The organism is Nakamurella aerolata (assembly GCF_013002705.1).
GTDB classification, from domain to species: Bacteria; Actinomycetota; Actinomycetes; order Mycobacteriales; family Nakamurellaceae; genus Nakamurella; species Nakamurella aerolata.
On sequence record NZ_JABEND010000005.1, the window covers coordinates 272,112 to 291,984 of the forward strand.

Annotated in this window: 17 protein-coding genes; 10 read left to right on the top strand and 7 right to left on the bottom strand. The window is 71.3% G+C overall.

The window, feature by feature from the left end; all coding sequences use genetic code 11:
• The first annotated feature begins 50 nt into the window (after nucleotides 1-50).
• From HKD39_RS11155 to HKD39_RS11165, 3 genes are read left to right on the top strand one after another with little or no spacing between them, the layout of a single operon-like run.
• Nucleotides 51-1,154, top strand: a complete 1,104-nt coding sequence (locus HKD39_RS11155) for a 2-phospho-L-lactate transferase CofD family protein (protein ID WP_171199927.1) — start codon at nucleotides 51-53, stop codon at nucleotides 1,152-1,154.
• Entirely contained in the window at nucleotides 1,151-2,620 is a 1,470-nt protein-coding gene (locus HKD39_RS18815) for a coenzyme F420-0:L-glutamate ligase (RefSeq protein ID WP_212754431.1), read from the top strand. The genes HKD39_RS11155 and HKD39_RS18815 overlap by 4 nt, the downstream gene beginning before the upstream one ends.
• Before the next feature lie 13 nt (nucleotides 2,621-2,633).
• Nucleotides 2,634-3,230 (top strand): NUDIX hydrolase, encoded by a 597-nt coding sequence (locus HKD39_RS11165; RefSeq protein WP_171199928.1) that lies wholly within the window; start codon nucleotides 2,634-2,636, stop codon nucleotides 3,228-3,230.
• A gap of 13 nt (nucleotides 3,231-3,243) precedes the next feature.
• Here the strand turns inward: HKD39_RS11165 and HKD39_RS11170 are convergent, their stop codons facing one another.
• Nucleotides 3,244-4,461 carry a hypothetical protein gene (locus HKD39_RS11170; RefSeq protein ID WP_171199929.1) on the bottom strand — a complete coding sequence of 406 codons (1,218 nt, stop codon included), beginning with the start codon at nucleotides 4,459-4,461 and terminating at the stop codon, nucleotides 3,244-3,246.
• A gap of 575 nt (nucleotides 4,462-5,036) precedes the next feature.
• On the opposite strand from HKD39_RS11170, the gene HKD39_RS11175 reads away from it, so the two are divergent.
• Complete coding sequence (locus HKD39_RS11175; RefSeq protein ID WP_171199930.1) at nucleotides 5,037-5,207, top strand: hypothetical protein; 171 nt, start codon at nucleotides 5,037-5,039, stop codon at nucleotides 5,205-5,207.
• 113 nt (nucleotides 5,208-5,320) lie between these two features.
• Here the strand turns inward: HKD39_RS11175 and HKD39_RS11180 are convergent, their stop codons facing one another.
• Complete coding sequence (locus HKD39_RS11180; protein WP_171199931.1) at nucleotides 5,321-6,982, bottom strand: hypothetical protein; 1,662 nt, start codon at nucleotides 6,980-6,982, stop codon at nucleotides 5,321-5,323.
• Between the two features lie 101 nt (nucleotides 6,983-7,083).
• Between HKD39_RS11180 and HKD39_RS11185 the strand changes: the two genes are divergently transcribed.
• The 4 genes from HKD39_RS11185 (at nucleotide 7,084) to HKD39_RS11200 (ending at nucleotide 8,819) form a co-directional block, all read left to right on the top strand.
• Nucleotides 7,084-7,332 (top strand): hypothetical protein, encoded by a 249-nt coding sequence (locus HKD39_RS11185; RefSeq protein ID WP_171199932.1) that lies wholly within the window; start codon nucleotides 7,084-7,086, stop codon nucleotides 7,330-7,332.
• 660 nt (nucleotides 7,333-7,992) lie between these two features.
• Nucleotides 7,993-8,253, top strand: a complete 261-nt coding sequence (locus HKD39_RS11190; RefSeq protein ID WP_171199933.1) for a hypothetical protein — start codon at nucleotides 7,993-7,995, stop codon at nucleotides 8,251-8,253.
• A gap of 12 nt (nucleotides 8,254-8,265) precedes the next feature.
• A complete protein-coding gene (locus HKD39_RS11195) occupies nucleotides 8,266-8,436 on the top strand; it encodes a hypothetical protein (protein ID WP_171199934.1) in 171 nt (56 codons plus the stop codon).
• 119 nt (nucleotides 8,437-8,555) lie between these two features.
• Entirely contained in the window at nucleotides 8,556-8,819 is a 264-nt protein-coding gene (locus HKD39_RS11200) for a hypothetical protein (protein WP_171199935.1), read from the top strand.
• Here HKD39_RS11200 and HKD39_RS11205 read toward each other — a convergent pair.
• The 3 genes from HKD39_RS11205 to rfbA all read right to left on the bottom strand — a co-directional run bounded on the left by HKD39_RS11205 (nucleotide 8,812) and on the right by rfbA (nucleotide 12,636).
• Nucleotides 8,812-9,909 carry a mannose-1-phosphate guanylyltransferase gene (locus tag HKD39_RS11205; RefSeq protein ID WP_171199936.1) on the bottom strand — a complete coding sequence of 366 codons (1,098 nt, stop codon included), beginning with the start codon at nucleotides 9,907-9,909 and terminating at the stop codon, nucleotides 8,812-8,814. The genes HKD39_RS11200 and HKD39_RS11205 overlap by 8 nt on opposite strands.
• A 121-nt stretch (nucleotides 9,910-10,030) precedes the next feature.
• Nucleotides 10,031-11,758, bottom strand: a complete 1,728-nt coding sequence (locus tag HKD39_RS11210) for a DUF2142 domain-containing protein (RefSeq protein ID WP_171199937.1) — start codon at nucleotides 11,756-11,758, stop codon at nucleotides 10,031-10,033.
• Nucleotides 11,755-12,636, bottom strand: coding sequence for a glucose-1-phosphate thymidylyltransferase RfbA (gene rfbA, locus HKD39_RS11215; RefSeq protein ID WP_171199938.1), 882 nt, complete (start codon nucleotides 12,634-12,636; stop codon nucleotides 11,755-11,757). Before rfbA ends, HKD39_RS11210 begins: the two co-directional genes overlap by 4 nt.
• Before the next feature lie 325 nt (nucleotides 12,637-12,961).
• Here rfbA and HKD39_RS11220 point away from each other — a divergent pair, with 325 nt between their 5' ends.
• Entirely contained in the window at nucleotides 12,962-14,620 is a 1,659-nt protein-coding gene (locus tag HKD39_RS11220; protein WP_171199939.1) for a DUF2142 domain-containing protein, read from the top strand.
• On the opposite strand, the gene HKD39_RS11225 is transcribed toward HKD39_RS11220, so the two are convergent.
• Entirely contained in the window at nucleotides 14,534-15,559 is a 1,026-nt protein-coding gene (locus tag HKD39_RS11225; protein ID WP_246232425.1) for a glycosyltransferase family 2 protein, read from the bottom strand. The two genes, HKD39_RS11220 and HKD39_RS11225, sit on opposite strands and share 87 nt — an antisense overlap.
• A complete protein-coding gene (locus HKD39_RS11230; RefSeq protein ID WP_343074677.1) occupies nucleotides 15,547-16,731 on the bottom strand; it encodes a glycosyltransferase family 4 protein in 1,185 nt (394 codons plus the stop codon). Before HKD39_RS11230 ends, HKD39_RS11225 begins: the two co-directional genes overlap by 13 nt.
• 275 nt (nucleotides 16,732-17,006) lie before the next feature.
• Between HKD39_RS11230 and HKD39_RS20525 the strand changes: the two genes are divergently transcribed.
• Entirely contained in the window at nucleotides 17,007-19,868 is a 2,862-nt protein-coding gene (locus HKD39_RS20525; protein ID WP_171199940.1) for a YfhO family protein, read from the top strand.
• Nucleotides 19,869-19,873: the final 5 nt, after the last annotated feature.

The window sequence follows — 19,873 nt, forward strand, 5'->3', positions numbered from 1 at the left end:
GCACTCCCCCGTCGCCGCCTGCCGGGCCGCGGCTGGCAGGATCGGCGGACGTGAAGATCACCGTGCTGGCCGGCGGCGTCGGCGGAGCGAAGTTCCTGCTCGGGGTGAAGCGGCAGCTCGGCTGGGACCCGTTCGGCCCCGCGCCGGCAGCCCGGCAAGCGGCGGCAGACGCCGTGACCGCGATCGTCAACACCGGTGACGACATCCGGCTGCACGGCCTGCAGGTCTGCCCCGACCTCGACTCCTGTCTGTACACGCTGTCCGGCGAGGCCGACACCGAGCGCGGCTGGGGGCGCCGGGACGAGACCTGGACGGTGCAGTCCGAGTTGCGCGGGTACGGGGCCGAGGCGCCGTGGTTCTCGTTGGGCGACAAGGACATCGCCACTCATCTGATGCGCACGCGCATGTTGGACGCCGGCTACCGGCTCTCCGACGTGACCGCCGCCCTCAGCGACCGCTGGGGTCCTGGGGTGAAACTGCTGCCGATGACCGACGACCGGGTGGAGACCCACGTCGTTGTCGACAACCCAGCCGCGAACACCTCCGCGGACGACACTCCCGCCGGCACCGAGCCCACCGCTGGGGAGGCCGACTTCTCCGAGCCGGTGGCCGCCGGCTCCACCCCGGCGGCCGCGCAACCGGAGCAGGTGGCGCTGCACTTCCAGGAATGGTGGGTGCGGTACCGCGCCGAGCTGCCGCCGCACGCGATCACGCCGATCGGCGCCGACGCGGCCACCCCTGCACCCGGCGTGCTCGAGGCGATCGCCGACGCCGACCTGATCCTCATCGCCCCGTCCAACCCGGTGGTCAGCGTGGGGATCGTGCTGGCGGTACCGGGCATCGCCGACGCCATCCGCGTCGCGGCGGCTCCGGTGGTCGCGGTGTCGCCGCTGATCGGCGGCGCCCCGGTGCGCGGCTACGCCGACAAGTGCTTGCAGGCCATCGGGGTGCCGGCCACCGCGGAGGGCGTCGGCCGGCACTACGGCTCCCGCTCCGGCGCCGGCGGCACCGGTCTGCTGGACGGCTACCTGATCGCCGAGGGCGACAGCGCCGACGTCCCCGGGGTGCGGGTGGGTACCGCGCCGTTGCTGATGAGCGACCCGGATGCGACCGCCGAGATGGTCGCCGCCTGCCGCAAGCTGGTGGGCGTATGACCGCCGCCGGCTCTTCCACCGAATCGACGCCCGCCGCGGCCCGGCCGGCTCCGGGGGTGGGCGCTGCTCCGGCCCCCGACGGGCTGAGCATTCTGCCGGTCACCGGGCTGCCCGACTTCCGCCCCGGCGACGATCTGGCCGCGGCGATCGCCGGCGCCGCCGACTGGATCGCCGACGGCGACGTGGTGGTGGTGACGTCCAAGGTGATCTCGAAGGTCGAGGGCCGGCTGGTCGCGGCCCCCACCGACCCCGCGGAGCGCGACAGCTTCCGCCGCGAGCTGGTGGCGCAGCAGACCGTCCGGCTGGTGGCGCGGATGGGCAGGTTCGTCATCGTGGAGAACCCGCTGGGCATCATCGCGGCCGCGGCCGGGATCGATGCCAGCAACGTGCACCGCGACGAGATCGCTTTGCTGCCAACAGATCCGGATGCCTCGGCCGCCGCGCTGGTGGCGGCGTTCGCCGAGCGCGGGCGCCGGGTTGGGGTGGTGATCACCGACACCATGGGCCGGGCCTGGCGGGCCGGTGTGATCGATGCGGCCATCGGTGCCGCCGGCCTGCCGGTGCTGGACGATCACCGCGGCGGCGTCGACGACTACGGCAACGAGCTGGTGGTGACGCAGGTGGCCGTCGGCGACGAGATCGCGGCGGCGGCCGATCTGGTGAAGGGCAAGCTGTCCGGGGTGCCGGTCGCCGTGGTGCGCGGGCTGGACGCACCCGGCGGCGCGCAGCACCCCGGTGGCGGCCGCAGCCTGGTGCGCCCTTTCGAGCAGGATCTGTTCCGGCTCGGCACCGACCTGGCGCTGGCCGAGGGTCGCCGCGACGCCACCCGGCTTGCCGCCGCCGAGCTGGATTTCGTCGATGTCGACGACCGGCACCTCGGCGGGACCAGCGGAACCGGCAGTGCCAGCGAGACCAGCGGTGCCGGCGGAACCGGCGGAACGGGCGGGGCCGGCAGGACCGAACCCGGTGCCACGCTGCTGACCGGCGAGATTCTGGATGCCACCCACCGCGCTGTCAACGAATTGGACGAGGTGTTGCCGCCGTCGCTGGCCGGTGTGCAACTCACCGTGAGCGCGACGGCGACCGGGCCGGTGCTGGTGACGGCCAGCGTTCCCGGCGCCAGGGACGACGACCCGAACGGCATGCCGCCGCTGGTGCGGGTCGGCGCGGTGCTGCAGACGCTGCGTGGACTGTTGTCGGCCGATGGGCTTGCCGCGCAATGGGTTCAACCGCCCGCGCACGGCGCCGAGCCCGCCGCTGCCGCACCGGACGCTGTCGCTCCGGACGCTGCCGCTCCGGACGGAACCGCATCGAAGAACACCGCACCGGACGGCACCGCTCCGAGCGCCGACCTGCCCGAGGTCGAGCGCCCGCCAGGCACAGTGGCCGGACTGCTCGTCGGGCGCCGGCGCCGCGCCGACGAACCGACCAATGCGCTGGCCGGACCTGGGCCGCAGCTGCCATGATCGCGCAACTGCCATGACGCACGCCGACCTGCGCGCCGACGCTGCGGCCCGGCTGCAGCGGCCGCTCCCCGGTGAGGACCCCGGTGCCGCCGCCCTGCGCCAGGCCTTCCTGAGCTACCTGCAGGCTGTACCGAATCCCACCGAAAGGGCCTGCGCGGCAGGGCATCTCACCGCCAGCGCGGTGCTGCTGGACGCCACCGGCGAGCGCACCCTGCTCACCCTGCACCCGCGGGTGGGCGCCTGGTTGCAGCTCGGCGGCCACTGTGAGAACGCCGACACCACGCTGGCCGGCGCCGCGCTGCGCGAGGCCGCCGAGGAGTCCGGCATCGACGGCCTGACGATCGATCCGGATCCGATTCAGCTGGATGTGCACCCGGTGACCTGCTCGCTGGGACTTCCCACCCGGCACTTCGACGTCCGGTTTCTGGTCACCGCGCCGCCGGGCGCGACGCCGGTGCGTTCGGCCGAATCTGAGCAGCTGGCATGGTGGCCGGTCGATGCCCTGCCCGAGCCGCTCGGCACCGGAGTGCCGGCCGCGTTGCTGGCCGCACTGGGGCGCTACTCGGCGGCCGCGGGAATCGACGGCTCACCGGCGGCTGCGGACCGGTGAGCGCGCTGCCGGCTCAGACCATCTGGCGATTCACGAAGTACGGCACCATGTTCCACAGCACTGCGCCCTGCAACAGCACCACCGCGGCCAGCATCGGGGCCGGCAGCCGGCGCAGCAGCGGGACCGCCAGCACCACGAACGCCTCGGACCGGTAGGTGCTGGCCTGGCCGCCGGCCACCAGCGGTACCAGCCAGGCCCCGAACGCCAGCAGCGCAAGCAGCAGATCCATCGCGTCCACCCGCGCGGCCAGCCAACGCGAGCAGCCGCCCAGCCAGAACCGTTGCGGCCCAGCCTGATCAGCACCGTCACGCCCGCCACCAGGGTCGCTGCCGCCCCTGGTCGGGAGCGGGCGCCCGAGCCCGGCGAGCTGGGCCAGCACGATGCCGAGCACCAGCACAATCACCCCGAAGGTCAGCAGGGTCTGCCAGGCCGCGGCGGTGCGGAACTCGGAGGCGTTGTGCCACAGCGGTTTGAGCCGATCGGCAAAGGTGTGCAGCGGGTTGCCAGGGTCGATCTGATAGCGCTGGGTGAAGCGGAAGTAGCCGTCCCACATGCCGGCCGGCCACTGCATCTGCAGCAGCACCAGCCCGAATCCGGCGGCCGCTCCCCCGGCCGCGGCCAGCGCCGAGCGGCGGCGTCGTCCGGTCAATACCAGCACCGCCACCGCCAGCATCGCCGGAACTGCCACCACCGACGTCAGGTAGGCGTTGCCGGCGACCAGCGCGCAGCCGAAAGCGGCCGGCGTCGCCCAGCGCCAGCGCGAGCGGATCACGAAGTACACCGACCACAGCAGCCCGGCCAGCGCCAGGCTCAACGGGAAGGCGGCAGCGAAGTACACCGCGCCGGTCACCGTGCCACCGGCGGCAAGCGTCAGCCAGCGCCGGGCCGGCCCGGCGCCGGTGGTGAGCCGCCAGAGCGCACACAGCAGCAGGTACCAGGCGATCCAGCCGATCCAGAGCTGCCCGGTGTAGCTGGACACGCCGGTGACCCGGCTCAGCAGCCGGCCAAGGGTCGGGTAACCGGGGAACCAACCGACGTTGCCGGCGAACCAGTCCTGCGGTGCGATCCAGCCGGGTCGCGGCCTGGCATCGCCGGGCGGGCCCACCCAGTACCCGTGGTCGGCGATGTCGTTGTACCAGTTGGAATCCCAGCGGGCCCAGCTCTCGACCGCGAACCAGCGCGGCAGCCGGTATCCGGCTCGGACGGCGAGGAACCCGAAGCTGGCCAGCAACGCCAGCAGCGGCGGCAGCCAGTTGTTGGCGGTGAGCCACCGCAGCCATGCCGGTCCGGCACCTACGGCACCGGTCCCGCGGCGAGCTGCGCCGGTTCCGCGGCGAGCGGGTCCGGCGCCGCGGCGGGAGGCGCCCGCCCCCGGGCGCCAGGCGCGGCTCCCGCTGCGGGCGCTGGCGGAGCGCCGTGACCGGGCGGGCTTGGCCGTGGATTCGGCCTGGGATCCGGCCCGGGACTCGCCCCGGGAAGCGTCCGGGGAGGACGCAGCGGAAGCGGCCGAGCGCTGCCGAGCAGGAGGCACCCGCCCACCCCCATCCGATCGCCGGGCCGCACCGAACTTCTTCCGGTGAACTTCCGTCGGTGGCGTGACGACGGTCGCCCTCGCCCGTCCCAGTATCGCGACACGCCACCGGACGCGGCGCCCCGCCCCGTCCGCGACGTATGGTCGCTGTGACCAATGTGACAGTTGTGACAACAGTGACTCCGCCGCGACCGTGACAACGCGCGACCACACCCGTCAAACCACCCGACACCCGCACGCGACGACCGCACAGGAAAGGCCTTCCGATGAAGCCGATGGCCAGAGCCGCCGTCATCTTTCACTGGGCGCATGCACGCCAGCCGATGGCCGTGCTGCCCGACCAGGTGCTCTCACCGATGGACGCCCAGCGCACCGTCACCATCAGCCGCAAGGTGATCGACGAGTGCGACCGCCGGGCCGCCTCGTCCCGCCCCAGCGCCAGCTGACCCGCCCCAGCGCCAGCCGACCCGGCCCAGCACCAACTGATCCGCATCAAGCACCAGCTGACCACCCCAAGCACCAGCGTGACGCGCGGCAACCCTCACCTACCGCCCGGCAGTTAGGCGAGCCGGCCGCCCTCCGCGGATCGGATCGGATCGGCTGCCCGGTGCGCTGCGCTGGGCGGATGAGCGACGGGATCGGGGCCATCGGTGGGCGGGACGGTGAACTGCGAGCCGGTCGGCGCCGGAACCGCCGGCGCCGAACCTGCAGGCGCCGGCACTGTCGACGCCGGCGCGTCATCCGTCGATCGCCAAGGGCGCGGGGCGGGTTCCGTCGGCATCTGCGCCACCACGATGACCAAGCCGACCGCGAAGGCCACCATCAGCGCCATCACGATCGGCACCGGAACACCACCGGCCGTGTTCTGATTCAACGACCAGCCGAATCCCCACTGGTAGCGGTAGAGCCACTGCACGCCGGGCAGCAGCGCCGCCACCAGCAGCAGGGCAAGGCCCCACCGGCGCCAGCGCACCGGGAGGGCCATCAGGCCGCACGCCACCAACAGCGCGAAACCCAGCAGGGCGGGAAGAAAATAACGGGCGGCGCTACCGCCGGTCCCGGTCCGGTAGAGCACGAACATGGCGTAGGTGCCGACGAACTGGGCGGCGACGACGCCGACCACCGCGATCAGCTGCCAGGTGACCGCTCGCCGCCGCAGCGCTCGCACCAACAGCACCGCAGCGCCGATCACACCGGCGGCCATTGCAACGGCGGCGGCGCCCCTGCCGATCTCGAAATAGGGGTGGAACACCCTGGCCGAGGCATGGGTGAACCACTGCGGCTGCCACAGTCCGAGGGACGGGTCGGTGCGGATGATGTGCCAGACGGACAGCTGGTGCCTTCCCAGGTTTTCCGCGGCCCAGTCCGGATGGCCACCGGTCCAGCCGCCGGTCAGTCTGATGTTGCGCAGATAGAACCAGCCGGCGCCGGCGGCCGCGGCCAGCGCCGGGACCGCCCCGGCCAACCCGGCCGCCAACCACCGTCGCGCCTGGCCACCCTGGGCGCCGCGCCAACCGGCGATGGCCACCGCAAGCACCAGCAGGGCAACCATGATGACGGTGTTCGCCCTGGTCAGCAGCAATCCCACCGCGACGACGGCGGCAGCCGTCAGCCGCCGGGCGGTCAGCCCGGCCCACAGCACCGTTGCGGCGATGCCGGAGCCCAGCGCGATGAAGACCACCGCCAGCTCGTCGTTGTAGAAGGCGGCGACCCTGATCAGCGGACTCACCGCCGCCGCCACGGCGGTACCGATGTACGTCCAGCTTCGCGCCCGTTGTCCAGGGGCGATGCGGGAGATCGCCCAGGCGATCGCGATCAGTGCCACCACTGCGATGACGGTGTTGAGGCTGCGCCCCACCAGGTTCGCTGTCTCCGGATGACCAGCGGCCAGCAGCGGCCCGACGAACGGCGCGGCGAGCAGGTAGAACAACGGCGGGTGTTGGGCGGTCCACTGCACCGGAGGCGACTTCTCGACCTGCAGCAGCAGGCCGTTCTCGAACACCGGCAGGCGCCCGTTCCACACCTGGCAGGCGTAGTCGAGGTGCGCGACCTCGTGGCTGTTGGGCAGCTGGACCTGGGTGAATCCGGTCGCCAACGCAATCGCGGCGAACATCAGCAGGATGGGGGCGACCAGGCGCGTCACCGTCAACAGCGGCAGGAACCGCACCGGGTCGGTGACCCGCTGCTGTCCGGCCGGCGGCCGCCCCCCTGGCAGCGTCACGGCAGCTGCCCGCGCCCTGCCGGGTCGCCTGCCACCGGGTCGCCTGCCACCGAGTCACCGGGCTTGACGCTGCCGATGGACCGGGTCGGCTGGTCGAGGCTGTGGCTGTCCGCCGAGCCGCCGGGACGGGCATCGCCGAGACCGTCACCGAAACCGTCGCCCCGCTCGCCATCGGCGCCGGCAACACCGGGGCCGTCCGTGCGCTGCTCCCGCCGGCCGCGGCGTCATCGTCAGCGCCGGCAGCGCTGACCGCAGCGCCGGCATCAACTGGCTGGGGCCCCTGGGGTTCCGAGCCGGGCCGGCCACGATCGGTCGACCCGGACAGCATCGCGTGCTCGTCCACCGGATAACGGACGATGAACAGCACCAGCCCAACGGCGAACACCACCCAGAGCAGCCACAGCGTCCACACCGGCAGCGTCGCGCCGGTGGTCGAACCCCACCCCCAGCCGTACTTCTTCTGGTAGCCGACGATCGCCTGCGCCCCGGGGAACCACACCAGCAGCACCGCGACGGCGGCCGCGACCTTGCGCGCTCTTGGCGGGATGACCATCAGCAGGCAGGCACCGAGCATGGCCATCGGCAACACCGCTGGAAGGAAGTAGCGGGCGCCGGTTCCGCCGCTGTTCATCCGGAAAACCACATACATGGCGAAGGTTCCCAGGAACTGGGCAAGCAGGCCGAGCGCGATCAACACCTGTTGGACTCGCAGGCGACCGGCGGAGAACCGCCGTGCCATCAGGCCGAGCGCGGCCAACGGCCCGGCCACCAGCATCACCCCTGCGGTCCAGCGGCCCACCTGGAACCCGGGCCGGTAGAACCCCGAGCCGGAGTAGGCGTACCAGTGCGCTTGCAGCAGCCGCAGCGATTGATCGGTTCTGAATACTTCACCGGCGGTCAGGTACTTCCGGTGCAGGTTCTTGATCGCCCAGTCGGCGTCGCCGCCCGTCCAGCTGCCGGTGAGCCGGATGTTGCGGAGATAGAACCAGCCGGCAAAGACCACAACGGCGATGACGGGAACCAGCGCCGAGAGCACCGCCCGGCCGAGCCGGGCCGGCCAGGCCAGCTCGGTGCGATGGATCAGCACCGCTACCCCGATACCTGCCACCAGCAGCGCGACGGTGACGATGCTGTTCGATCGGGTCAGCATCGCCATCGCCGCGACCGCCGCGGACGCGATCAGCCGCCGCGTGGTGACTCCGGCGTTGAGCACCGTTGCGGCGACCCCGATGGTCAGCGCGGTGGACAGCACCGCGAGGTTGTCGTTGTAGAAGCTGCCGCCGGTGCGGATCAACGGGCTGATCGCCGAGGCGAACAGCATGGTGCTGGCCGCCCAGCCGCGCGCCCTGCGCCCCGGCAACACCCGCGACGCTGCCCAGCCGATGGCAAAGACCGCTGCCACCGTGACGACGGCGTTGAAGCCGCGTCCGAACATGTCCGCGTACCAGGCGTGATCGGCGTCGATCAACGGCCCGACAAACCACGCGGTCAGCACGTAGAACAGCGGCGGGTGCTGGGAGACCCACTGCACCGCGGGCGGTGAATAGGCCGGATCCCGCCAGAGCAGGCCGTCATGAAACACCGGCAGCTGGCCGTGCCAGATCTGGTACGCGTAGTCCAGATGGGCAAGCTCGTCGGCGCTGAAAATGGGCTTCAGAATGATCGCCAGCATCAGTTGAGCGGCCATCATGGTCAGCGCTATCGGCCAACCGAGCCGAAGAATCTCGCGCCAGCGCAGAAACACCATCGGCACCGATCCGGCGCCGCCGTCCGTCCGCCGCGCCGCCGACCCGGCCTGCTGGTAGCGGCCCTGGTCGGTCAGCTCCTTGTCAGGTGAGGTCCACACGGCCGGTCGCTTTCAGCTCGTCGACCAGCCGTTTGACGTCCTGGGCTCGTTCCACCGTGGTGACCAGCAGCGCGTCGGGGGTGTCCACCACGACGACGTTCTCGGTGCCGATGGTCGCCACCAGCCGTCCCGTCCCCGGGATCACGACGCCGGCGCCGTCGGCCATCACCATGGCCTGGTCACCGAGCACCGCGGTGCCGGCCGCTGTCCTGGGCAGCCAGCGAGCCAGCGACCCGAAACTTCCGATGTCGTCCCACTGGAAATCGCCCGGGACGACGGCCATCCGGCCGGCGGCCGCCGCCGGTTCGGCAACAGCGTGGTCAATGGTGATCTTGGTGAGCTGCGGCCAGCGCTCGGGCATCGACGCCGGGTCGGCGGCGATCTCGCGGAGCGCGGTGGCCATCGCCGGCAGCTGCTCGGCCAACAGGTCCAACAGAACCCCGGCCTTGACCACGTACATGCCGGCGTTCCAGCGGTACTCACCGGATTCCAGATAACCGGCCGCGGTGGGTCCGTCCGGCTTCTCGACGAACGAGGCGACCGCCCTGGCCGCCGGGGCGTCCGGCAGCGCCATCGACTCGCCCGCCCTGATGTACCCGAACTCGGTCGCCGGATAACTCGGTTCGATGCCGATGGTCACCACGAACCCTTGGCGGGCGACCGAGATGGCTTGCCCCACTTCACGTTCGAAGGTCTCGGAGTCCCCCACCACATGATCGGCGGCGAACGACCCGATGACGGCCTCCGGATCGATCCGCTCGATCAGCGCCGCTGCCAGGCCGATCGCCGGCATCGAATCACGGCCGGACGGTTCGGTCACCAGTTGGTCGCGCGGGATGTCCGGCAGCTGCTCGCGAACCGCGGCGATGTGTGATTCGCCGGTCACCACCATGATCTGGTCGCCGCACAGCGGCCGAAGCCGGTCGACGGTTTGCTGCAGCAGGGTGCGGCCGGTGCCGAGCAGATCGAGCAAGAACTTCGGTCGGGTCGATCGCGACAGCGGCCAGAGCCGCGTCCCCGAACCTCCGGCTGGGATGACGGCCCAGAACCCACTGTGAGAAATAACGTCCTCCTGACCCATCGTCGCGACAACCCCGACGCGCCCCGAGCGCGGCCGGAACTCATCATAGGACCGCGAAAAGGAGATTCCGGCCATCCACGCGTCCGGCGTACCCGGGCCGGAAACCGCTCCGGCGGTGAGCTCAAAAAGTGCGGTCCGAACCGGCCGGCACCGACGCCGACACCGGCATCGACCGCGGTAGGTCCGACCGGGCCAACGCCACCGTCGACGCTATGGCACCACCGGCAGCCAGCAACGCCACCAGCCCAACAACCACCGTGAAGGACGGGGCGAAAGCAAAGTGCCTGTTGAAGGTTTGGGCGGCACTCGCCAGCGTCCCGAAGGTCAAGTTCTGGCCGCGCGGCAACCAGGTGTAGCCGGCGGAGATCCACAGCGCCCACCCGCACACCAGCAGCCCGTAGAGACACAGAACGGTGGCCGTCCAGCGCCGGAACCGACCCAGCCCGAATGCCGCAGCAATGGCAATGGGCAGTAACAGTCCCAGCATGGCGGGATAGGCATAGCGGCCTTGAATCCCGGTGAGCGCGGTGTACTTGGAATATTGCGCGTAGGCGTTGTAGAGCACCGCGACGATCATTCCCACCCCGAGCAACCACGGCAGCACGATCATCAAGCGGCGGCCGGGCACCACCCACACACTGACAACAACGCTGGCCAGGGCGATCAGCGTCATCACCCACAACAATCCGCCCGGCAGCTGGGGCGGCTCGTGCAGTCCGAGCGAACCCCAGAACCGGGAAGCCAGGGTGTCGCCGAGCGTTTGCCAGTACTTGGCGGAGTCCATCGGGTTGGCCGCGGTGCGCAGGTCGCCAGTGACCCGGGCGAAGCGCGATCCCCAGGCTTGTTCGGCCGGCAGCACCGCGCCGAATTGGATCAGGTTGCGGATCGGCCAGGCCGCGGTCAGCGCTGCGCCGGTCACCAACGCCGCTGCCACCGCCGGCCGTGGCCACCGGCGCCACCGCAGCCACTGGTACAGGTAGGCCACCGGTATCGCTGCGGCCACCAGAATCACCGTCACCTTGGTCAGCGCCGCGGCAATCGCCAGCACCGACAGCTGCACCGCCGTTCGCACGCTTCGGTCGCCGCGCATCACCCCGAGCGCCAGCGCCAGGATGGCCGTGCCGATGCTGATCGCCAGAGCGTCGTTGGTGATGGTGGCCACCAGCCGGGGCAGCCCGGGGATCAGCGCGGGCAGGAACGGTGCTGCCGCCACCGCGGCGGGGGCGAAAGCGAGCTTGCCGGCCCGGCCGGAGAAGATCGTCCTCGCGGCACGGTGGAACAGCCATGGCAGCGGCAGGATCAGCAGCAGGTTGGCCGCCCTGAGCCAGAAGACCAACTGATCAACGGGCAGGTCGTCGGCGCCCGGCATCAGCCACATGACGCCACCGAGTACCGCGTAGTACAGCGGGGGGTGCTGGGTCAGATAGTTGGTGGCGTCCTGCGGATCGCGGGCATTGCCACCGAGGTCGTTCAGCGAGGGACGATCGCCGCGGGGGGTGGCGACGTAGTCAGCCCAGCTCGGGCTGTTTCGCTTCATCTGGGTCTTCGCATACTCGGCCTCGGCCCCGCGCACCCCGGTGGACCGATGCAGGTTCCCAGGGTTGAGCGCGAGATCGCCGTGTGCAGCCGCCACCACGCGATCGAAGTGGAACGGCTCGTCCGGGCCGATGAGTGTTGGCGAATGCAGCAGAAACCCGAGACACACCGCGAGCAGCGTCAGGGTCCCGCCGAGCACCGCAAGCCGGCCGGAGCGCCGGTGCCGCCACCGCGCCGCGCCGGCGGCACCCTCAGTTGGCCCTGGCCGGCCAGCGGTGTCGGCGGCAGGCACTTTCGGAAGCGGCCGGGTCAACCGGCGGCTCCGGCGGCCCGTGCCACGTCCATCACGTACTGGCCGTACGGCGACTTCGCCAGCGCCCGACCGAGGGCAAGGCACTGATCGGCGGTGATGAAACCGTTGCGCAGGGCGATCTCCTCAAGACACGAGACCCGCACGCCCTGCCGGTGTTCGAGCACCTGGACGAACTGCCCGGCCTCCAGCAGCGAGTCGTGGGTGCCGGTGTCCAGCCAGGCGAATCCCCGTCCCAGATCAACCAACTGCGCCTTGCCGTCGGCCAGGTACAGGTTGTTCAGGTCGGTGATCTCCAGCTCGCCGCGGGCCGACGGCTGCAGGTTCTTGGCGTACTCGAGCACCTTGTTGTCGTAGACGTACAACCCGGTGATCGCCAGGTTCGATTTCGGCTGCGCCGGCTTCTCCTCGATGGAGATCAACCGGCCGGACTCGTCGGCCTCGCCGACGCCGTACCGCTCCGGATCGGACACCCGGTAGCCGAACAGCACACAGCCGTCGACGTCGGCGGTCACCTGCTTGAGGGTCTGCGAGAACCCGTGGCCGTAAAAGATGTTGTCGCCCAACACCAATGCCACGCTGTCGTCGCCGACGTGATCGGCGCCGATGATGAAAGCCTCCGCCAGCCCGTTCGGCTGCGGCTGTTCGGCGTAGGTGATCGTCAGGCCCCACTCCGAGCCGTCGCCGAGCAACCGCCGGAACGCCGCGTTGTCCTCAGGGGTGGTGATCACCAACACCTCGGTGATCCCGGCGAGCATCAGCACCGACAGCGGGTAGTAGATCATCGGCTTGTCGTACACCGGCAGCAGCTGCTTGGACGCGGCCTTGGTGATCGGATGCAGACGGGTGCCGGCGCCGCCGGCCAGAATGATGCCCTTCATCGCCTTCCTCGCGCAGGGGGCGGCTCGCTCGCTGCCGGTGATCGACGGGCGCCCGCGTTCCGGCCGCGGCCGGGACGCCGACGCGAACCCGTCGGTCCGCCTGCTGTTTCTTTGGTTGTCTGTCGGGTGGACGGATGCTCTGGCGGTGCGTGGTGAGCATGACGGACCCTACCGGAGGCGCCGCCCCGGCCCGGCGTCATCGGGGCGAATCGCCGCCGCTGCTAGCGTCTGCTGCGTGGGGCAGCCGCGGGAGACTGTGCGGGACGCACCTCGTCCGCGGCCGGCGGGGCGCTCGCGCGCCGGTCACCGGGCCGGGACGGGCGCGTTGCGCAGTGCTGCTGCGCTGCCGGTGATCGGTGGCACGCTGCTCTTCTTCGGGGTCTGCCTCGGTTTCCTGCTCAGTACCCCGACGCTCAACGGTGCCGACGAAGAGTTCCATGTCGACCGGGTGGTGGCCGCCGCCCACGGCGCGTTGCTGCCCGGCCCCGGCTCGCTGCCGGAATCCACAGCGGTGCAGCGCGGCGCCGACCTCTACGTGCGCTCCACCATGATCCGCAACGGGCCGTCGTTGGCGGAGTTTGCCCCGCTGCCGCGGGACGAGCGGCCCTCACTCGACCAGCTGGGCGGCGCGGCCCGCCCACCGGACGGCTCCACCGAAGACGCCGTGTCGAACTACCAGACCCAGCATCCCCCGCTGTACTACGACCTGATGGGCGCGGCGATGTGGCTGATGCCCGGCGCCGACTCGATCCCGTTGGACCAGTTGGTGTTCTGGCTGCGGTTGTTCAACGTGCTGCTGATGCTGCCGGTGCCGGCGCTGCTGTGGGCCGGGGCGAAGGCGCTGTTCGGGCCGGGGCCGCAGGCCGTGGCGGCGGCTTTCCTGCCGGCGTTCGTCCCCGGGCTCCCGCGGATCGCGGCGACCGTCACCAACGACACCTTGGCGGTGCTGATCGGGGCGGCGCTGATCTGGCTGGCGCTGAAGGTGATGGGCGGCGACCTGACGCGGCGCACCGCCGTGCTGATCGCTGCGGTGGCGGTCGCCGGGTCGCTGACCAAGCTGACGGTGATGATCCTGACCCCGCTGATCGTGCTGGCCTACCTGATCGGTTGGCGGCGCTCCGGGCGGCCACCTCCGCCGGCCACCATCGCGACGCTTGCGATCGGGGCATTGCTGGCCGCGCTGTGGTGGGTGGTCAGTCTGATCAGGTTCGGCAGCCTGTTCGCCGCACCGCAGGCCTGGGGCAGCAGGTATCTCAAGCAGCTCGGGGCGCCGCGGGCGGCCGACGACCCTGCCGATTTCGGGTTCTTCCTGCGCCAGATGGTCAAGCAGGTCCCGCTCCGGCTGTTCGGGTCGCTCGGCCTGCACGAGCCACCGCAGCTGCCGTGGCCACTGCTGATCGCCTTGTGCGCCTCACTGCCGATCACCCTGATCGCCGCCGTCATCGCCTACCGCAGGGTCCGCTGGGACCTGCTGATCATCTGGGGATTCGCGGCCGGCCTGATGGTGCTGATGGTGCGCGAGTCGTGGGCCACCTACTCGCAGTTCCGGGCGCTGGCCGGCATTCAGGGCCGGTACGTCTACCCCGCAGTGGCCGGCCTGCTGATCCCGTTCGCGGCCGGACTTGTGGTGTTTCTCGGCCGGGCGCGGCGGTGGACGCCGGCGGTGGCTGCGGCGCTGGCGACCCTGATCTCGGGTTGGGCGCTTTACCTGTCGTTCGGCTTCACCTGGCTGCACCGATTCGAGACGCTCACCCCGGGGAATCTGCGGCGGGCCGTCGCCACCATGGCCGGGCATTTCCCGTTCGGCAAGCCGGTCCCGCAGCTGATCGCGCTCCTCGGTGTCGCCGCGGTGATCGGCGGGCTGGTGATCGCGGTCCGCTGCGTGCCGCGGGGGCGGTCAGGACGGCCGGCGGTCCGGCAGCTCAGCCCCGCCGGCGACCTTCGCGGACCGGGAGGCGGCAGCGGCCCTGACGGCCAGGGCTAGCCGCAGCGCCCAGCGCACCGGCGCCTGCCACGGCCGCGCATACCGTCCGGACAGGTACCGGTAGGCGCTGGCGTGGTGGGCCCTTGACATCGCGGTGCGGTCACGGCTGGCGGCGTGGCCGCCGAGGTGCGTGACGCTCGCGCTCGGCACGTACATGCTGACCCAGCCGGCCCTGGCCAGCCGGTCGCCGAGGTCGACATCCTCGAAATACATGAAGTAGTCATCGTCGAAACCGCCGATCTCGGCAAAAGCGTTGCGCCGCACCAACAAGCAGGATCCGCTGAGCCAACCGGCCTTGCGCTCGACAGGTTCGGCGTGGTCCTGGCGGTACGTCTTGGTCCACGGGTTGCCCGGCCAGCACCAACCGAGCAGGGCGTGGCCGGCACCGGCACCGAGAGACGGCAGCTGCCGCGCGGACGGATACACCACCCCGTCCGCCGTGGTGATCAGCGGACCGACGGCGCCGGCCTCCGGATGCCGGCGCAGCCCTGCCAGCAACTCGTCCAGCGCACCCGGGCCGAGCACCACGTCAGGGTTGACGATCAGCACCGGGTCGGCCCCGGCCGGCAGCGCGCCGACACCGGCGTTGACCCCGCCGCCGTAGCCGAGGTTGCGCCCGTTGTGCACGACGGTGACGTCCGGACGCCGCTCCGCGGCCTCGACACTGCCGTCGTCCGAGCCGTTGTCGGAGATCACAACGGCGAGCGGCACCGTGCTGGCGGCCGACAGCGAGTCCAGCAGCGCCGCCAGCGTTTCCCCCGGCGAGTACGTCACCGTGACAACGCCAACCCGCCGCGTCGCGGCCGACTCGGCGAGCTCGGCCGCCTCGGCCGGCGCGGCAGGCTCGGCAGGCGCGGCCGGCCCGGCGGGTTCGGCGGGTTCGGCGGACTCGGCCGGCAACGGTGGTGTGCCGGGCGCCGGGTCGGTCATGGTCTCCATCCCTTTCCCTGCGCGGCGGCCCGCCGATAGGCGCGCAGATGCTTTGCCGCACAAGCGGTCCAGCTGAACTCGGCGCTGCGACGCAGACCGGCGGCGGCCAGCGTCGCGCGGCGCTCTGGCTGATCGATCAGCTCGGTGAGCGCGGCGCCGATGGCGCCGGCGTCGACCTCGGTGTAGGCCACCGCATCGCCGCCGATCTCCGGCATCGGCACCCTGGCGGTGGTGAGCGTCGCAGCGCCGCACGCCATCGCCTCGAGCACCGGCAGCCCGAATCCCTCCCCGAGCGACGGGTAGCAGGCCACCTCGGCGCCGCCGAGAAACGCCGCGAGCAGCTCGCCGGGCAGCCGCCCAACCTTGCGCACCTGGAGTGACGCCGGCACCGCCGCCAGCGCCGGTTCGACACCATCATCCCAGCCGTCGGCACCGGCCAGCAGCAACGCCGGCACCGGCCCGCCGGCCGCGGCTCGCGGCTGGAACGCCGTGACGAACCCGTCGATCAGCGCCGGCACATTCTTGCGCGGCTCCAAGGTGCCGAGAAAGGCGACCCAACCGGCCTCTTCCGAAACGCCCAGCTGCTCCCGCAGCCGGGTCAGCTCACCGTCGGTGGGCGGGTGGAACTGCCCGCTGTCCACCCCGAGATGCGCCACCATCAGCTGCTGGGGGCGCGCCCCCGCGTATCGCGCCAACGCTGCGGCGGTGCCGTGAGTCGGCACGACGCAGGCTGCGGCGCGGCGCAGCGACATCGCGGTCCAGCGGCGGAAGAAGCGGCCCTTGACGCCGAGGTGCAACTCACGGTCGGAGAAGAAGGTGGCGTCGTGCAGCGTCACCACAACGGGAACCGGGCTGGCCAGCGGCATCGTGTAGTGCGGCGAGTGCAGCACATCGACGTTCAGCGACCGCACCAGCAGCGGCAGCCGGCTCTGTTCCCAGACCAGCCGGGCCGGCACCGGCTCCCAGCGCCGGGGAATCGGGACGATGTCGGCCTGCGGCGCCAGCGCGCCGAACCGGTCGGCGTCCCGCGCCTGACACAGCACCGTCAACGCGCCGCCGGCACCGGCCAGCTGCGGCGCCGCGGCCGCAGCCAGCTGCTGCACATAGCGCCCGACGCCGCCGACGGCGGCCGGAATGGCGGTCGCGTCCAGCGCCACTCTCGGCGCTGGAAGCTCCACCACTGCCAACTCCTCGCTACGGTCGGTCGGTGCGCTGGCGGCCGTGCCGCACCGGCGTTGGGCAGCGTAATGCAATGTGGCAGCGTTGCTTCCGGTGGCCAACCGGCGGCCGCGCGGCGGTCGAGCACGGCCGTGTCCGCTCCGCACACCCAGGCCGCTGTCTTAGGGTGCCGGTGTCCGTTCCATCCGGGGCCAGAACCCTGCGACGCCGCCGGTGCCCGGTCCGACAGACGGTCCGACAGAAAATCCGACAGCAGGTCCGACAGAAAGGCTGCCACGTGGCCGACTCGCCCGCCCGCGCCGTCGATACCGGCGCAGATCCCGGCGACGATCCGGCTACCTCCGAGTCCGCCGCCGGCCGGCCGGCCCGGACGGCAGCGCCGGGCGGCAGGTGGGCGCTGCCTCGGTCACCCGAGCTGTTGATCCCGGCGACGGTGCTGGTGATGTTCGCGCTGTACATCATCATCAGGCTGGCCGGTTCGCTGCTCGGCTTCGAGGTTTTCGCCGGGGCCGACCTGCTGGCGGCTCGGCCGCCGTGGAACCACGGCGGCACCCCGGTGGTCAGCGTCAACCCGCTGGTCGGCGACACCATCGACTCGCTGATCCCCAGCTACCTGGAGACGCACACCCGGCTGTGGGACGGCGATTTCGCCTGGTGGTCGGGTGATTCCGGCCCGGGAACGCCGCTGCTGGCCTCGACCAACCTCGGCATGGCAACACCGCTCACGGCGTGGCTGGCGATCTTCCCGCCGAGCTGGTCGCTCGGCCTGGTGAAGCTGCTGCAGCTGGTGACGGCGTTCGCCGGGATGACGCTGTGGCTGCGCCGGGTGGATGTGGCCCGTGGGCCCGCCATGGTCGGCGCGTTCGCCTACTGCGGCACCGGGTTCTTCGTCGGCTGGTCGAACTGGGTGCCGCAGGCCACCACCGCAGCGATGATCCCTGCGCTGTTCTGGGTGACCGAACGGTTCCTGCAGCGGCGCACCCTCGGCTCCGCCATCCCGATCGCGCTGGTGATCGGCTTTCTGCTGCTGGCCGGTTTCCCGGCAGCGGCAGGGCACGCCATCTATGCGGCGACGGCGTACTTCGTCATCCGACTGCTGGTGGAGCACCGCTCGTCCGGGCTGAGCTGGGGCCAGGAGCTGAAGAGCTTCGGCCTTGCCATCGTCGCCGTCGTTGTCGGTGTTGCGCTGTCGGCCTTCCAACTACTGGCCCTGGCGGCGCAACTCGCCGGTACCGATCTGAGCTACCGGGCCAACCAGTTCTTCGGCGACCTGTCGCTGCGTTCGATGCTGTCGACGGTGCTGCCGCGGGCCTTCACCAGGGCCGGCTACCCGGCGTCCAACCCGATCGAGTCGTACGCCTATCTCGGCGCCGGTACCGTGCTGCTCGGCGCGGTGGCGATCTTCGCGGCGCGCTACTCCACCGTGCGCCGCGGTGTGGTTCCGCTGCTCACCACCGGCCTGGTGGTGTGTGTTGCCATCGTCTGGTGGCAGGGCTGGTGGACCGACTGGTTGTCGTCGGTGCCGGTGCTGGCCAACAACGCGCCGGGCCGGCTGCGGGACCTTGTCGGCTTCTTTGCCGCCGGTCTCGCCGCGATCGGCCTCGACAGCATCCTGCGCGGCGGGCTGAACAGATTCCAGGCCCGCAGCCGCTCCGCCGTTGTTGTCACCTTCGGTGTGATCGCCGTGCTGGTGCTGGGCGGACTGTGGTGGCACTACCGGCCGCAGCTGCCGGACACCAGCGCGTTGACCTGGGACGTGCTGCTTGGTGTCGTCACGGTGCTGGCGCTGGTCGCGGCCGCCGTGCTGTGGCGGCGCCGGCTGGCGAGCCTGATCGCGGTGGCCGTTGCCGTTGTGGTGGCCGGCGTACAGCTGATCACCAACTCGGCGTTCTACTGGCCGACCGCAGACAAGTCGGAGTTCTACCAGGAGAACCCGCTGATCGCCGCCGCCCAACAACATCAGGGCAACGACCGTTCGCTGCTGCTGGGGACCTTCCTCGGTTCCACCGGGCAGGCCTACAACCTGCGCACCGTCACCGGCCACACCTTCCAGCCCCAACCGTGGCAGCACCTGCTGATGACCATCGACCCGACCGTGTACTCCGGCCCGGGCAAAACCCCGACCAACCCGATGCTGTCGATCGGTCTGAACGACCCGAAGATGGCCAACCGGTTGCTGGACCGGCTGGGGGCGCGCTGGGTGATCGCCCAGCCAGGCGCCGCGCTGCCGGGCCGAGCGTTGTCGCTGCAGGGCCAACCCCTGGCGGGTGACCCGCCGCCAGGGCCGTCGACAGCACTGGCCGATGGTGCCACCGTGGCGATTCCGGCGACCGGCACGACGGTGCGCGGCGTCCAACTCCGGCTGACCGCACCCGTCGAACGCGGCACCAAGGTCGCCGTCCGGATCCGGGTACTCGGCGCCGACGGCACCGAACTGGCCACCGGTGGGCTCACCAGCAACGGTGCCGCGCCCGGCTGGTTGACGGTGCCGGTGGCCGGCGCCGCCATCCCGGCGCAGGCGCCGGTGCGGATCGAGGTGCGCAACGAGGGTGCGCCGCTGACGCTGCTCCGCGGTCAGGGTCAACAGCCGTACGCGCGGTGGGTGGTCCCCGACCCGGCCAAGCCGGACAATCTGGTGCTGGTGTTCTCCGACACCCACGGCACGCTGTGGGAGCGCACCAGTGCGCTGCCGCGGATCCGCTGGGCCGGATCGGCCGAGGTGCTGCCGGACGAGAAGACCAGGCTGGAGCGGCTGCAGTCACCAGAGTTGCCGGCCGGGACCGCCGTGTTCAACGCGCCACCACCGGGCGCGTCCAGCGGCGCCACCGCACAGCTGGATGTCGTCGAGGACAGCGGTGATCGGATCGCGGTCAGGGTGAACGCCCGCGGGGCCGGCCACCTGGTGGTTGCCGACAGCATGCCGTCCGGCTGGACCGCAACGGTGGACGGCACCGAGGTCCCGATCGCGTTGGTGGATCAGGCTTTTGCCGCTGTGCCGGTGCCGGCCGGCGAGCATCTGGTCGAGTTCGACTACACCGGGTCGCACCGCACCTTGGGCATCGCGGTCAGCGCCGGCGCCGTGCTGCTGTTGCTGGCCGCCGGTGCGCTGGTGTGGTGGCGCCGCCGGCGCACCGGCTGAGCGGG

Coding starts and splice junctions, on each gene's coding strand:
- HKD39_RS11200 (WP_171199935.1), top strand. CDS start 8,556: ATGAAACACCGGCAGCTGGCCGTGCCAGATCTGGTACGCGTAGTCCAG.
- HKD39_RS11175 (WP_171199930.1), top strand. CDS start 5,037: ATGGCCAGAGCCGCCGTCATCTTTCACTGGGCGCATGCACGCCAGCCG.
- HKD39_RS11165 (WP_171199928.1), top strand. CDS start 2,634: ATGACGCACGCCGACCTGCGCGCCGACGCTGCGGCCCGGCTGCAGCGG.
- HKD39_RS11205 (WP_171199936.1), bottom strand. CDS start 9,909: ATGGGTCAGGAGGACGTTATTTCTCACAGTGGGTTCTGGGCCGTCATC.
- HKD39_RS11225 (WP_246232425.1), bottom strand. CDS start 15,559: ATGGAGACCATGACCGACCCGGCGCCCGGCACACCACCGTTGCCGGCC.
- rfbA (WP_171199938.1), bottom strand. CDS start 12,636: ATGAAGGGCATCATTCTGGCCGGCGGCGCCGGCACCCGTCTGCATCCG.
- HKD39_RS18815 (WP_212754431.1), top strand. CDS start 1,151: ATGACCGCCGCCGGCTCTTCCACCGAATCGACGCCCGCCGCGGCCCGG.
- HKD39_RS11190 (WP_171199933.1), top strand. CDS start 7,993: ATGACGGGAACCAGCGCCGAGAGCACCGCCCGGCCGAGCCGGGCCGGC.